11 protein-coding genes are annotated in these 13,848 nt (G+C 65.2%); 2 read left to right on the forward strand and 9 right to left on the reverse strand.

From position 1 onward, the window contains the following. Positions 1-148 precede the first annotated feature (148 nt). Entirely contained in the window at positions 149-1,147 is a 999-nt protein-coding gene (locus QUH67_RS08690) for a VOC family protein (RefSeq protein ID WP_300946266.1), read from the reverse strand. Between the two features lie 331 nt (positions 1,148-1,478). On the opposite strand from QUH67_RS08690, the gene QUH67_RS08695 reads away from it, so the two are divergent. Both QUH67_RS08695 and QUH67_RS08700 read left to right on the forward strand, forming a co-directional pair. Next, on the forward strand, positions 1,479-3,641 hold the full coding sequence (locus QUH67_RS08695) for an anthranilate synthase component I (RefSeq protein WP_300946267.1): 2,163 nt from the start codon (positions 1,479-1,481) through the stop codon (positions 3,639-3,641). Positions 3,642-3,657: 16 nt separating this feature from the next. Further along, positions 3,658-4,191, forward strand: a complete 534-nt coding sequence (locus tag QUH67_RS08700) for an adenine phosphoribosyltransferase (protein WP_300946268.1) — start codon at positions 3,658-3,660, stop codon at positions 4,189-4,191. A 68-nt stretch (positions 4,192-4,259) separates the two neighbouring features. On the opposite strand, the gene QUH67_RS08705 is transcribed toward QUH67_RS08700, so the two are convergent. The 8 genes from QUH67_RS08705 to QUH67_RS08740 form a co-directional block, all read right to left on the reverse strand. After that, entirely contained in the window at positions 4,260-4,592 is a 333-nt protein-coding gene (locus QUH67_RS08705; protein ID WP_300946269.1) for a GIY-YIG nuclease family protein, read from the reverse strand. A 91-nt stretch (positions 4,593-4,683) separates the two neighbouring features. Further along, entirely contained in the window at positions 4,684-5,352 is a 669-nt protein-coding gene (locus tag QUH67_RS08710) for a P-loop NTPase family protein (RefSeq protein WP_300946270.1), read from the reverse strand. Positions 5,353-5,412: 60 nt separating this feature from the next. Continuing rightward, positions 5,413-6,165: a P-loop NTPase family protein gene (locus tag QUH67_RS08715; RefSeq protein WP_300946271.1), complete on the reverse strand. Its 753-nt coding sequence runs from the start codon at positions 6,163-6,165 to the stop codon at positions 5,413-5,415. A gap of 163 nt (positions 6,166-6,328) precedes the next feature. Next, positions 6,329-7,537, reverse strand: coding sequence for a M48 family metallopeptidase (locus QUH67_RS08720; RefSeq protein WP_300946272.1), 1,209 nt, complete (start codon positions 7,535-7,537; stop codon positions 6,329-6,331). Positions 7,538-7,567: 30 nt separating this feature from the next. After that, on the reverse strand, positions 7,568-8,128 hold the full coding sequence (locus QUH67_RS08725) for a LemA family protein (protein ID WP_300946273.1): 561 nt from the start codon (positions 8,126-8,128) through the stop codon (positions 7,568-7,570). A 115-nt stretch (positions 8,129-8,243) separates the two neighbouring features. Further along, complete coding sequence (locus QUH67_RS08730) at positions 8,244-9,245, reverse strand: small ribosomal subunit Rsm22 family protein (RefSeq protein WP_300946274.1); 1,002 nt, start codon at positions 9,243-9,245, stop codon at positions 8,244-8,246. Between the two features lie 161 nt (positions 9,246-9,406). Next, positions 9,407-12,871, reverse strand: a complete 3,465-nt coding sequence (gene smc / locus QUH67_RS08735) for a chromosome segregation protein SMC (RefSeq protein ID WP_300946275.1) — start codon at positions 12,869-12,871, stop codon at positions 9,407-9,409. A 231-nt stretch (positions 12,872-13,102) separates the two neighbouring features. Beyond that, positions 13,103-13,759: a DsbA family protein gene (locus QUH67_RS08740; protein WP_300946276.1), complete on the reverse strand. Its 657-nt coding sequence runs from the start codon at positions 13,757-13,759 to the stop codon at positions 13,103-13,105. Positions 13,760-13,848 lie beyond the last annotated feature (89 nt).

Raw genomic sequence — 13,848 nt, forward strand, 5'->3', positions numbered from 1 at the left:
AAGGGTAGTTAATATAATTTGATGTAAACCTACAAGCGGAAAGAATGAGGAAGTGTTGCGATGCGGCGTTTGGGAGCGGCTGGCTTCATCGCAAATAGTATGGATAACGTGTTCGGGTCAGCATAAGTGCTGTGTCAGAGCAGGCCGCTCACCCTCCACGCACCCCATCCCACCACGCGCACGTCCCCGACATCAGCTTGTAATTCCCCTCCATCACCTGCACCGGCGCGCGCAGGCCTGACGCCGCGGCGCGCATCCGCATTTCGCGGGCGACGACGCGATCTTCCGGCGGCAGCCAGACGCGTTCGTGGCCCCACAGGCTTGGGCCGTCATGCATTTCGACCGGCTGCCAGGTCGCGGGATCGATCTCGCGGCCGCCCCAGCCGCACTCGATCATGAAGGACGACGGCGTCTTGGCGTAGAACGAGGTCATGAAATCGTTGGTGTGGCGGCCGAGCGTGACGCCGACGCGGCCTTCCTCCATCTGCGCGATGTCGTAGCACTGTCCGACATCGTCGAGCGAGAACAGCTCCACCATCAGGTGGTGCATGCCGTTCTTGCCGGTCTCGATCAGCGCGAGGCTGTGATGCCGCGCATTGACGTGGAAGAAATAGGCGCGGAACGGTTTTGTGATGTAGTCGGACAGCCCAAAGCCGAGCACGTCGACATAGAACGCCATCATCGGCTCGATGTTCTCGACCGTCAGCACGGCGTGTCCGAGCCCGAGCGGGCCGGTGCGGAAACCAGAGATCGATCGTCCCGGCGTGAACGGCGTGTCATCGATCTCGGCGCCGTAAAACGCCTCCAGCCGGTTGCCGGCCGGGTCGTGAAACGAGATCAGGCCGCGGACGCGCCTTGCATCGGCCAGCGTCTGCGGCTCCGCGGTAACCGCGACGCCGGCCTGTTCCAGCCGCGCCGCCAGCGCATCCAGCGCCGCAGCGTCGGCGACTTCCCAGCCGAAAAAGCGCGTACCGTTACCCAAAGCGCGGTCGATCACGATGCGCTGCTTGCGGTCGTCCATCCGGAACGCCAGCAGCGAATTGCCGCGCTCGACCGCCTGCAGCCCGACCAGCCCGGTCCCGAACTGCCGCCAATCCTCGAGGTTGTCGGCGCCGAAACCGGCATATCCCAGACCCAGTACTGCCATCGCCTGCCTCCTTCGATCTGCAATCTTCGCGCATGGGGAGCGCCGCTGCTTGCCCAAATCCTACGCAAGTTTTCAACTTTCCGACACCCCGGGAAACAGCCCGGACGGGGGATTCCGGTCGTTCCGCTCCCTTGACATCACCGGCTCCGGATGGTGTCTAGGCTGCCATGAACACCGTTTGCAGCCCCTCCCGACTGTGGTGGCGCACCTCTTAAACGAGGTGGCCGGTGCGATTTCATTTTTCAATCGTCGAAGGTCGCCATCGCAGTGCGACGGTTTCCTTCGTTTGTCCTGTGTGGCGCTCCCTGGCGAAGTTTCGTAAGAGGATCACATGAACAGGACCGCCTTCTCCCTGCCCGAGCACAGCGAATACCGCACCGGCGGCGGCCTCGCCATCTCGCGCGCCGTCGAGCAGTTCACCGGCGACGCCAAGCGCCTTGACGATTTGATCGAACTGCTGGACCGCCGCCGCGGCGTGGTGCTGTCGTCCGGCACCACCGTGCCGGGCCGCTACGAGAGCTTTGACCTCGGCTTTGCCGATCCGCCGCTGGTGCTGGAAACCGCCGGCGCGAATTTTTCGATCTCGGCGCTGAATGCGCGCGGCGAGGTGCTGATCGCTTTCCTCGGCGACGTGCTGCGCGAGCCCTGCGTCGTCATGTCGGAGAAAAGCCCGACGCGGCTGGCAGGCCATATCATTCGCGGCGAAGCTCCGGTCGAGGAAGACCAGCGCACCCGCCGCGCCAGCGTGATGTCGCTGGTGCGCGATCTCGTCGCCGCGTTGTCCGCCAATGACGATCCGCTGCTCGGCCTGTTCGGCGCCTTTGCCTACGACCTCGTGTTTCAGATCGAGGACCTCGTGCAGAAGCGCGCCCGCGAGAGCGACCAGCGCGACATCGTGCTGTACGTGCCCGATCGCCTGCTGGCCTATGACCGCGCCACCGGCCGCGGCGTGGTGCTGAGCTACGATTTTTCCTGGAAGGGAAACTCCACCAAATGCTTGCCGCGCGACACCGCCGAGAGCGTCTACGCCAGGACGCCGCGGCAGGGATTTGCCGATCATGGCCCCGGCGAATATCAGGCCACCGTCGAGGTGGCGCGCGCGGCGTTCGCGCGCGGCGATTTGTTCGAGGCGGTGCCCGGGCAATTGTTCGCCGAACCCTGCGAGCGTTCGCCGGCGGAAGTGTTCCAGCGGCTGTGTCGCATCAACCCGTCGCCGTATGGCGCGCTGATGAATCTCGGCGACGGCGAGTTTCTGGTCTCGGCCTCACCGGAAATGTTCGTGCGCTCCGACGGCAGGCGGGTCGAGACCTGCCCGATCTCCGGCACGATCGCCCGCGGTGTCGATGCGATCGGCGATGCCGAGCAGATCCGGCAATTGCTGAACTCGGAAAAGGACGAGTTCGAACTCAACATGTGCACCGACGTCGACCGCAACGACAAGGCACGCGTCTGCGTGCCCGGCACGATCAAGGTGCTGGCGCGGCGGCAGATCGAGACCTATTCAAAGCTGTTCCATACCGTCGATCATGTCGAAGGCATGCTGCGTCCAGGCTTCGATGCGCTCGACGCCTTCCTGACCCATGCCTGGGCGGTCACCGTGACCGGTGCGCCGAAACTGTGGGCGATGCAGTTCGTCGAGGACAATGAACGCTCGTCGCGGCGCTGGTATGCCGGCGCGATCGGGGCGGTGAATTTCGACGGCAGCATCAATACCGGGCTCACCATCCGCACCATCCGCATGAAGGATGGCCTGGCCGAAGTACGCGTCGGCGCCACCTGTCTGTTCGACTCGGATCCCGCGGCGGAAGACCGCGAGTGCCAGGTCAAGGCGGCGGCGCTGTTCCAGGCGCTGCGCGGCGATGCGCCGAAGCCGCTGTCGGCATTTGCGCCCGATGCCACCGGCTCCGGCCGCAAGGTGCTCTTGATCGACCACGACGACAGTTTTGTGCACATGCTGGCGGACTATTTCCGCCAGGTCGGCGCCACCGTCACCGTGGTACGGCATGTGCATGCGCAGGAGATGCTGAAGAAGAACTGGGACCTGCTGGTGCTGTCGCCGGGTCCGGGCCGGCCGGAGGATTTTGCGATTTCAAAAACTATCGCTACCGCGCTCGAACGAAAGCTGCCGATCTTCGGCGTCTGCCTCGGCGTGCAGGCGATCGGCGAATATTTCGGCGGCCAGCTTGGCCAGCTCACGCATCCGGCGCACGGGCGGCCGTCGCGGGTTCAGGTGCGCGGCGGGCGGCTGATGCAGAATTTGCCGAACGAGATCGTGATCGGCCGCTACCATTCCCTCTTCGTCGAGCGCGACAGCGTGCCTGATGTCCTCGAGGTCACCGCGACCACCGAGGACGGCGTGGCGATGGCGATCGAACACAAGACCCTGCCGGTCGGCGGCGTACAGTTTCACCCGGAATCGCTGATGTCGCTCGGCGGCGAGGTGGGATTGCGCATCGTCGAGAATGCGTTCCGGCTGAACGTGCGCGCCAATTGAGGATTGCGAGATACCGATGACATTCGATCTGAAGGCCACCGTCCGCACCATTCCGGACTATCCGAAAAAGGGCATCCTGTTCCGCGACATCACGACCTTGCTCGCAGACGCGCGCGCCTTCCGCCGCGCGGTCGACGAACTGGTGCAGCCCTGGGCCGGGTTGAAGATCGACAAGGTCGCCGGCATCGAGGCGCGCGGTTTCATCCTCGGCGGCGCGGTGGCGCATCAGGTCTCCGCCGGCTTCGTGCCGATCCGCAAGAAGGGCAAGCTGCCGCACACCACGGTCCGCATCGCCTATTCGCTGGAATACGGCCTCGATGAAATGGAAATGCATGTCGATGCGATCCAGCCCGGCGAGCGCGTCATCCTGGTCGACGATCTCATCGCCACCGGCGGCACTGCGGAAGGCGCGGTCAAGTTGCTGCGCCAGATCGGCGCCAACGTCGTCGCGGCCTGCTTCATCATCGACCTGCCGGACCTCGGCGGCGCCGACAAACTGCGCGCGATGGAAGTGCCGGTGCGCACGTTGATGGCGTTCGAGGGGCATTGAGCGGCTGCGCTCTTGTCCTCCCCCCTCAAGGGGCGGCTGAAGCAAGCGCGCGGTTGATGAATGGATCACTACACCGCCTCAGCATTCAATTTTGCCCGCCAATACACCGCGCGCTCCTTCAACAGCGCATCGCGGATATAGGCCGTCGTTTCCTCTTCCAGCCGCTCGCATTCCCCGAACTTAAGGCCATCCGGCCCGTGCGCAGTCCATGCCGCCTGCAGGGTGCGGCAGGTGTGGCTGCCCTGGCGCAGCGTGAACCAGATCCGGTTCTGGATCTTCTCGAGATTGGGGGTCTGGCCGACCCAGGCCTGGGAAGAGGCTTTGCAGCGGACGACGAAAACCCCTGCGAAGGTTTTCTGTTCCTTGTAGGCGGCAATCGCCGCTTTTCGGTCGGATGTCACGGGAGGCCTCGCCGGGTTGCGATCAGGCAGCGGCGATACCAAACCACACGCACGGCGTCAATATTATCCGGGTAATATTGTCTGCGATCGCTTATGGCCGATCGGCCAGCAAGCTGAACTCCAGCTCGCGAAAGGCGGTGTAGTTCTTGCGGATCCACTGGTGCAGTTCGGTCGATGAATCCCGCTCATTGCGCAAATAGTCGGTGAAGGAGAACGGCAGCCGGTCGACATAGGTCTTCAGGAACGAAGGCAGCGCCGTTATTCGCAGCACCCGCCCCAGGGCCATATCCTCGGGCAGTTCGCCCCGCACGATATATTCATTATCGATCGTGATCAGCGATTTCAGCGGGAGCTGCTCCCGCAGCATCGGATAGGCGCGCGCCGAGACGCGGTCGATATCGGCCACGAACAGGACGATCGGGGCGACGTGGCGCCGTGACGCCTCTTTCAGGAACCCGATCTGGCTGGTCATCTTGAAGAACTCGTCGAAGGCGTGAAAGCCGAGGTCGACCACCTTGGCGACGCCGTCATGGACGATCAGCCGGTCCATCAGCGCCATCTTGCCAAACGTGTCCATGATGTCGGCGGTCTCGGTCACCCGCGGCAGGTATTCGAGCAGCGACGGTTCCTTCAAATTGATGTCAAACGCGGAAACCGAGCCGTCCTTCAGCAGCAGGAATTCGCTCAGCAGGCGCGCGAGCAGCGTCTTGCCGACCATGGGCCGGGGCGAGCAGACTATATAGACGGGCGTGGCACTCATCGCCCGCTATATCAGAGGAAATTTTCTGCACTTCCAGCCCCCATTGTTGCGGGGCTGGGACTATTTTTCGCCGCCGCGAACGCCGGGCTTGGCGCCGACCAGGTCGGTCAGCTTGATGCGGTCGAACTCGCTCCAGACGTTGGCGAGCCAGTGCCGGACATAGCCGCGCAGCACGAACGAATAGTTCGCGGCCTCGTCGTCCTTGCCCTTGTTGGCGACGAATTTCAGGAACGGCACCGAGGAGACCTCGACCTGCTCATAGGCCATTTCGTTGAGTTTTGGGATGACGAGGTCGGTGGCATCCTTGATACGGTGAAAATAGGAGTTGTAGGTCGCCTGGTCCCACTGGAAGAACTGGGTGTCGTTGATGAAGTTCTTCACCAGGAAGTACTTGGCGCCCTGCATGAAGCCCGCGGTCTCGGCGATTTCGTCCAGCGAGGCGATCGAGGGGCCCAGTATATGGAATACGGCGAAAGTGATCTGCCCCGCCTTGGCCGCATCGAGAAAGCCGATGTCGCGCAATGAGGCCAGCGCCGGCGACAGCAGTCCGGCGCGGACGTCGATCACGGTGACCGAGGGGCTGGCCGCGTTCAGCGTATCGAAGATCTTCATCTGGTCCGCGGTCGTCGTCATGTCGACGATCTCGGTGATGTCCGGGTGAAAGCGCTTCAGCGTGCCGCGCGGCGATTCGGTGTCGAACGCCCGTGTCGGCACGTTGTTGGCGCTGAAGTAATCCAGCAGCGTTCGCGACACGGTGGTCTTGCCAACCCCGCCCTTGTCCGCGCCCACCACAATCACGACTGGCTTTGCCATGGAATTCCTTTGAACCGCGTCTTCCGGCCATCAAAACGGCCGGCAGGACTCATTGCCTGCTTTGGGCGCGAACATGGCAGAAACAGGGGATAATTCAATTCCTTAGACCGTCGCCGCCATGATTCATACGGAATTCGTTAATCCGCAAGGTTATTGGCGGCGGTCAGGCATGCCTGCCCCAAGGGCCTTTGGAAGGGCCTTTGGAAAGGCCTTGGGCCGTGGCTTGCGCCGGATCGGCACCGGTGCCTGGGATGCCAGCGGGTTCGCCGGGGTCACTCCATGGTCCGCGGGCCGGCGGTTGTTCAGTGGGCGCTTCCGCGAGCTCCGCGGAACCATCAGCGGTATCGGCCGGGAGGGCCAGCGGTCCGGGGTCATGGCCGCCGGCAAACTGCACCAGCGCCTTGACGCGGGCGTCGACCGACGGATGGGTCGCGAACAGGTCGGCAAATCCCTCGCGCGGATTGTCGATGCAGAGTTCCATGACCGCGGACGTCGCACCGGGAAGCTCGCCGCGGTTCTCGATCTTGCGCAGCGCCGTGATCATGGCGTCGGGATTCTTGGTCAGTTCGACCGAGCCGGCATCGGCCAGCAATTCGCGCGACCGCGACAGCGCCAGCTTGACGACCTGCGACAGCAGCCAGGCCAGCAGGATCAGCGCCACCGCGATGATGATCGCGATGATCGCCCCGCCGCCGCCCTTGCTGTCCCGGTCGGAGGACGAGGATGACGAGCGCGAGGACGATCCGCCGCCACCGGACGAATTCCACGACATATTGGTGAACATGCGGAAGAACAATTCGCCGAAAAAACCGACCACGCCGGCGATGATCACCGCGACCACCATCAGCTGCACGTCGCCGTTGCGGATGTGCGTCAGCTCGTGACCGAGCACGGCCTCGATCTCGGGATCGTCGAGTGCCCGCAAAAGGCCCGTCGTCACCGTGATGGAATATTGCTGGCGGTTGAGGCCGCTCGCGAATGCGTTCAGCGCCGGGCTGTCCATTACTTTGAGTTTCGGCATCGGGATGCCGCGCGAGATGCAGAGGTTTTCCAGCAGGTTATAGAGCCGCGGCTCCTGCTGCCGCGTCACGCTCTCGCCGCCGGTCACCGCGTCGATCATGTTCTGGTGGAAGAAATAGGCGATCACGATCCACACCGCGGCGGCGATGGTGGCCCAAGGAAACGCCGCGATCAGGTCGCGCTTGGCGCTCGTCAGGTAGAAATTGACAGATCTGCCGCCGTGCAAAAACACCTCGGCGACCAGCGCGCCGGCGAACACCAGAACATAGATCAGCAGAAACAGCCCGCCGAGCAGCAGCATCGAACGCGTCTTGTTCGATGCGATGTGCGTGTAGAGACCGTATGCGGCCATGACGGGCGGCTCTGCCGAATCTTCGACGCGTCAGAACTTCACGCTCGGCACGGTTTCGACTTCGGCGCGGCTGGCGCCGAGGTCGAAGAATTCCTTATGGGTGAAGCCGAACATGCCGGCGAACAGCGCGGCGGGCAGCTGCTGGATGCCGGTGTTGTATTCCTGGACGGCGTTGTTGAAGAAGCGCCGGCTGGCCGCGATCTTGTTTTCGAGATCGGAGAGTTCGCCGGCGAGTTGCTGGAAGTTGGCGTTGGCCTTGAGGTCCGGATAGGCCTCCGACAGCGCGATCAGCCGCCCGAGCGCGCCGGAGAGCTGGTTCTCGGCGGCGCCGACCTGCGCCGGCCCCTGCGCCGACATCGCGGAATTACGTGCCTTGATGACGTCGTCGAGCGTGCCGCGCTCATGGCTGGCGTAACCCTTCACGGTCTCGACCAAATTCGGGATCAGATCGTGGCGCTGCTTGAGTTGCACGTCGATGTCGGCAAACGCCTGGCTGACGCGCTGGCTGAGCGCGACCAGACGGTTATACGCGCCGAACGCGAACAGCACGATGATGACGATGACGCCGAGAACGATCCAGCCGGTCGACATGACGGACAACTCCTGAAGGGGGACGGAAAGGCAGGGAAACCAGACAAAAAGCAGGCAGGCGGAGCCCGCCCGCGATGTGGAGCCTGGCGTTAGTCGGAAGTAGGGCGGGATAAGTTCATCCGTTCTTGTCCCGCACGCGCAGCGGCGCTTCCTGCACCGCATCGCCCCACCGCCAGCGCCGGGCGGCGGCATAATCCGCTTTGGCGCGGCGCGGCACCTTCGTGATCGCGACGCCCTCCGGCATGCAGAGTTTTGCCGCTATTTCAACCTTGCTCACAGCCGGCTGCGCCAGCACCCGCGACGGGTGTGCGCCGACCGCTGCGCGCGTCAGTGCCACATAGCAGAACCTTTCGTCCTCGAACGGCAACTCTGCGCCCTTGACCTGCTTGTGCGCGCGCGAGCGCTGCAGACGTTGCGAAAAATGGCACCAGTCGGGCGGCTGCAGCGGGCATTTGCCGTCATGCGGGCAGGGCGCGGCGACATGGGCGCCCTTCGCGATCAACTGCTCACGGAGCGCGATGATGCGCCCATAGCCCGCCGGCGTGCCGGGCTCGACCACGAGCAGCGTGTCGCGGGTCTTCTGCCACATCAGTTCGGTGAGCGCGCGTCGCTCGCCGTCGCCGATCTCGCCGATCATGTAGCTCGCCACCACGAGGTCCGCCGCATCCGCTTTCGCCAGTGCCGCGCGGGCTTCTCCGCGTTCGTAGCCGACGTGGCGCAGCCGAAAGCTGTCGGCGACGAGGCCGAGGGCCAGCGTCCGCAAGGCGTCGTTGGCATCGAGCAGCGCAAAATCCTGTAGCGTAGGAAAAGCTTCGGCCGCCGCCCAAGTGGCCGTGCCCGGTCCGGCGCCGACGTCGAGCAAACTTTTCGGCGCAAACTGCGGCCTGATCTCGATCGTCGCGTTCAGGCTCGCCGTGACCGCGGCGTAGGTCGCGGGCATCCGCGCCAGCGCGTAGGCCAGCGCATCGGTTTCCGACCGGATGCCGCCGGAGCCACCGCCGTCGCGATAGGTCTTCGAGATCGACGCGGAGCGGCCGGCGGCGTCAGTGCGCGAAAAACCGCGCAGCTTGCCGTCGAGCGCGGCTTTCAGTTCGGCGGGGAGGTCGGGTGAGGTCATGGTGTGCCTCGAACCCTCTCCCCTTGTGGGAGAGGGTGGATCAATCGCGCAAAGCGCGATTGAGACGGGTGAGGGGTTCTCTCCGCGAGCACCCTAGCCGAAAGAACCCCTCATCCGGCGCTTCGCGCCACCTTCTCCCACAAGGGGAGAAGGAAGAAAAATCACGCCACGTTCTGATCCAGAATCTTCACCGCGTCGTCGAGGCCGACCGAGACCAGTTGCGAGACGCCGCGCTCGGCCATGGTGACGCCGAACAGCCGGTTCATCCGCGCCATCGTGATCGGGTTGTGGGTGATGATGATGAAGCGGGTTTCGGTCGACGAGGTCATCTCGTGCAGCAGGTTGCAGAACCGTTCCACGTTGTGGTCGTCGAGCGGCGCGTCGACCTCGTCCAGCACGCAGATCGGCGACGGGTTGGTGAGGAACACCGCAAAGATCAGCGCCAGCGCCGTCAGCGCCTGCTCGCCGCCTGACAGCAGCGACAGCGTCTGCGGCTTCTTGCCCGGCGGCTTGGCGATGATTTCGAGGCCGGCTTCCAGCGGATCGTCGCTCTCGATCAGGTGCAACGCCGCTTCACCGCCGCCGAACAGTTCGACGAACAGCCGCTTGAAGTGGTCGTTGACGGTCTCGAACGAGGTCAGCAGTCGCTCGCGGGCCTCCTTGTTGAGGCTCTGGATGCCCTGGCGCAGCCGCTTGATGGCTTCGACCAGGTCGTCGCGCTCGGTGGTCAGCGCGGTGTGCTGGGTTTCGACCTCGCGCAGTTCTTCCTCGGCGCGCAAATTGACGGCGCCGAGACGCTCGCGGTCGCGGCGCAGCTTTTCCAGGTTTTCCTCGATCTCGTTGAGCGGCGGCAGTTCGGCGCCCGGTTCGATCTCGGCGAGGGCTCCGACCGCTTGCGGCTCGACTTCGAGCATGTCGTGGATTTCGCGCTCGATGTCGGCCAGCCGGCGCCTGGTGCCTTCCATGCGCTCCTCGGCGCGGGCGCAGGCCTCGCGGGCGGAGGAGAGCGCTTCGAGCGAGGCCTTGGCCTCGCGGTCGGTCTCCGCCATCATGCTCTCGGCGGCGGCCAGTGCGTCGGCGGCAACGCGGCGGGCGCTTTCGGCCGATTCGATCTCGTTGATCAGCGACCGGCGCTTTTCGGCGAACAGCGCCGGCGCATCTTCCAGGTCGGCCCGCTCGGCCGTCACTTCGGTGATGCGCGCCTCGACGGTCGCGACCTGGGACGCCGCGCTCTCCCTTCGGTTCTGCCATTCGGTGCGTTCGGACGTGATCGCCTGCACGCGCCGGTCGGCCAGTTCCGCCTCGCGCGCCAGCGCCTGGGCTTCGGCCCGCACCTGGGCTGCGAAGCGGCGGTGGCCGTCGATCTCGGTGCGGACGGTCGAGAGTTTTGCCTCGGTCTCGTCGGTCGGCGCGAGTTCGGTCAGCGCGGCTTCGGCGCTCTCATGCGCGGCTTCGGCTTCGCTGCGATCGGCGGCGAGGCGGCTACGGGCTTCGGTCAGCGCGGATTTACGCGCGGCGTGGCGGCTGATCTCGCGCTCGGTCGTGGCATGGCGCTCGCGGGCGGCATCGGCCTCGCGCTGCGCCGCGCGCCAGGCTTCGCGGGCGGCGGATTCAGCTGCGGAAGCCATCTTCAGTTCGGCCTCGGCGTCTTCCAGCGCCCGGCGCTTGGCCGTCGCCTCCACGCGGGCCTGCTCCAGCTCCTGTTCGATGTCGACGAGGCGCGCGCGTTCGGCAAGCCGCCGTGCGGCGCCGGTCGGCGCATGCGCGGAGGCGACAAAACCGTCCCAGCGCCAGACGTCGCCTTCCAGCGACACCAGCCGCTGCCCGGTCTTCAATTGCGACACCAGTTCGGCGCCGCGCTCCTTCGCCACCACGCCGATCTGGGCCAGGCGGCGCGCCAGTTCGGGCGGCGCCTCGACATGGGCGGCGAGCGGATCGACGCCGGCCGGCAGTGTCGGATCCTCAAAACTGGCGCCGGCATTGGTCCAGCGCATCGGCGCGGACGGATCGATCGGTGCGTCGAGGTCGTCGCCGAGCACGGCGCCGATCGCCTTCTCATAGCCCTTGGCGACCGTGACGCCGTCGATGATCGGCGGCCACAGGTTCTTGGTTTCGGAGTTGACGAGTTTTGAGATGGTGCGCGCTTCGGTCTCCAGCCGCTGCACCCGCTTGTCGGCTTCGGTGAGCGGAGATCGGGAGGCTTCCAGCTTTTGCCGCGCGGCGACATGGCCGGTCTCGGCGGCCTGGGCGGCGGCCTCGGAGGCGGCCAGCGTTTCCTGCGCGGTCTCCATGGTGGCGGCGAGCGTGTCGAGGTCGCCGAGATGGCCGGTTTCCTCGCTCAGCTTCTGCTCGTCGGCCTGCACCTTGGCAATTTCCTGGTCGAGCCGGGCGAGGCGGTCGCGGTGGGTGCGGACGCCGCCTGCGAGCTGGGTGCGCTTCGCGGTGAGTTCGGCCAGCGCCGCGGTCAGTTCGCCGAACAGGCGCTCGGCCGCAGCCAGCGTCGCTTCCGCTTCCGACACGCGTTCATCCATGCCGGAGCGCTTTTCGACGCGCGACTTGATCTCTTCCTTTAATTCGGCGTCCTCGGTGTCGAGCCGCTGCAGCGCCACTTCGGCATCGGAGGCCTGCTGCTGCTCGCGCGCGATGTCGCCGGCGAACTGCTGCAGCCGCCGGTCGAGCTCGGCGACGCGCTCTTTGGCGCGCGCTTCCTCGCGGTCGAGCTGTTCGCGGGCGTTGGTCAGCCGCTGCAGACCGGCCGCGGCGCGGGCCTCGCCCTCGCGCAGCGCCGGCAGCTCGGAGGCGCGGATCGCCTGGATGCGCGCCGCCTCGGCCTGCTCGCGGGTGCGCTCGGCCATTTCGCGGACGTTGATGTCGTGGGTATGCCCGGCCTCGGCGACGTCGGCATTGGCGCCCAGCCAGCGCAGATGGAACAGCGTGGCTTCGGCCTTGCGCACCTTGGCGGCGACTTCGCGGAAGCGAATGGCCTGGCGCGCCTGCTTCTTCAACCCTTCCATCTGGCCGGACAATTGCCCGATCACGTCCTCGACGCGGGTGAGGTTGGTTTCCGCCGCCCGCAGCCGCAGTTCGGCTTCGTGGCGGCGGGCATGCAGACCGGCGACGCCGGCGGCGTCTTCCAGCACGCGGCGGCGCTGTTCAGGCTTCGCCTGGATGATCTCGCCGATCTTGCCCTGGTGGACCAGCGCCGGGGATCGCGCGCCGGTGGCGGCATCCGCAAACAGGATCTGCACGTCGCGGGCGCGCACGTCGCGGCCGTTGATGCGGTAGACCGAGCCGGCCTCGCGCTCGATCCGGCGGGAGATTTCCAGCACCTGGGCGTCATTGACGGCGGCCGGCGCCGAGCGATCGGAATTGTCGATCGTCATGGTCACTTCGGCGTGGTTGCGCGCCGGACGGTTGCCGGAACCGGCGAAGATCACCGCGTCCATGTCGGCGGCGCGCAGCGATTTGTGCGATGTTTCGCCCATCGCCCAGCGCAGCGCCTCGACCAGGTTCGACTTGCCGCAACCGTTCGGCCCGACGACGCCGGTAAGGCCGGGTTCGATCATGAAATCAGTGGCTTCAACGAACGACTTGAAACCGTGGAGGCGGAGGCGCGTGAGCTTCATGGAACACAGATCTCTGTTGGCCGGGCGCGAATCTTCCAGCCGCGACAATACCATGGAAGGCAGTGCCGGTACGGATGGACAGCCCCTTTGCGGCTCTAAACGAGCGGCGACAATGGCGAGGCCGGGGCCGGAGGGCAACGGGCCGAACCGGCTTTTCCCAAGGGATTTGAGGCGCTTGTGCGGCGTCTTTTGCTGGACTTATCGGCTCGAATGAATCCGCGAGGCGCCGAATCAGCTCTTCAGCATCGAATTGATGCGCTTGGCGAACTCTTCAAAGCTCTGCTCGCCCTTGAGCATCTCGCCGTTGACGAAGAAGGTCGGGGTCGACTGCACCTTCAGCACCTCGGCGGCGTATTTCTGATCGGCGGCGATCTTGTCGAGCAGGGCCTGGTCCTTCAGGCAGTCCTCGACCTGGGTCTGGGTGAGGCCGGCCTGCTTGCCGATCCGGGTCAGCGTCTCGGTGGTGTTCTTCGTCACCCAGGCTTCCTGCTGCTTGAACAAGAGGTCGATGACCGCGAAATATTTCGGGGCGTCGTCCTTGGCGATGCAGCGCGCCAGCATCGAGCCCGCCGCGGCCTTGATGTCGAGCGGGAATTCGCGGAACACGAAACGGATCTTGCCGGTGTCGATGAATTCCGTCTTGATCTTCGGAAACACCTTTTCGGTGAACGCCGCGCAGTGCGGGCAGGTCATCGAGGCGAATTCGGTGACGGTGACGGTCGCGTTCGCCGGCCCGATCGCCATGTCGGGCAGCGACACCGGCTTCGCCACGTCGGTGGCGGACTGCGCCAAGGCGTCCGCGATCAGCCGCAGCGGCGACAAGCCGGCGAGCAGACCGAGCCCGGTCAGCGAGAGAGCGGCGGTGAGTGCGCGGCGGGTGATCATCAAGGTCTGCTCCCGAATGGCGCGTTCACGCCCGAAAGAGAAGTGTCGAAACACGCCTTCGCTAGCTTGAAACGCCGGATGAGGCAATGGCC

Source organism: Bradyrhizobium roseum (assembly GCF_030413175.1).
GTDB lineage: Bacteria > Pseudomonadota > Alphaproteobacteria > Rhizobiales > Xanthobacteraceae > Bradyrhizobium > Bradyrhizobium roseum.

What these genes read in the sequence shown, in the direction of transcription:
- QUH67_RS08720 (WP_300946272.1), bottom strand. Translation starts at nt 7,537, where the DNA reads ATGGCCGCATACGGTCTCTACACGCACATCGCATCGAACAAGACGCGT.
- QUH67_RS08690 (WP_300946266.1), bottom strand. Translation starts at nt 1,147, where the DNA reads ATGGCAGTACTGGGTCTGGGATATGCCGGTTTCGGCGCCGACAACCTC.
- QUH67_RS08700 (WP_300946268.1), top strand. Translation starts at nt 3,658, where the DNA reads ATGACATTCGATCTGAAGGCCACCGTCCGCACCATTCCGGACTATCCG.
- smc (WP_300946275.1), bottom strand. Translation starts at nt 12,871, where the DNA reads ATGAAGCTCACGCGCCTCCGCCTCCACGGTTTCAAGTCGTTCGTTGAA.
- QUH67_RS08710 (WP_300946270.1), bottom strand. Translation starts at nt 5,352, where the DNA reads ATGAGTGCCACGCCCGTCTATATAGTCTGCTCGCCCCGGCCCATGGTC.
- QUH67_RS08695 (WP_300946267.1), top strand. Translation starts at nt 1,479, where the DNA reads ATGAACAGGACCGCCTTCTCCCTGCCCGAGCACAGCGAATACCGCACC.
- QUH67_RS08715 (WP_300946271.1), bottom strand. Translation starts at nt 6,165, where the DNA reads ATGGCAAAGCCAGTCGTGATTGTGGTGGGCGCGGACAAGGGCGGGGTT.
- QUH67_RS08725 (WP_300946273.1), bottom strand. Translation starts at nt 8,128, where the DNA reads ATGTCGACCGGCTGGATCGTTCTCGGCGTCATCGTCATCATCGTGCTG.
- QUH67_RS08730 (WP_300946274.1), bottom strand. Translation starts at nt 9,245, where the DNA reads ATGACCTCACCCGACCTCCCCGCCGAACTGAAAGCCGCGCTCGACGGC.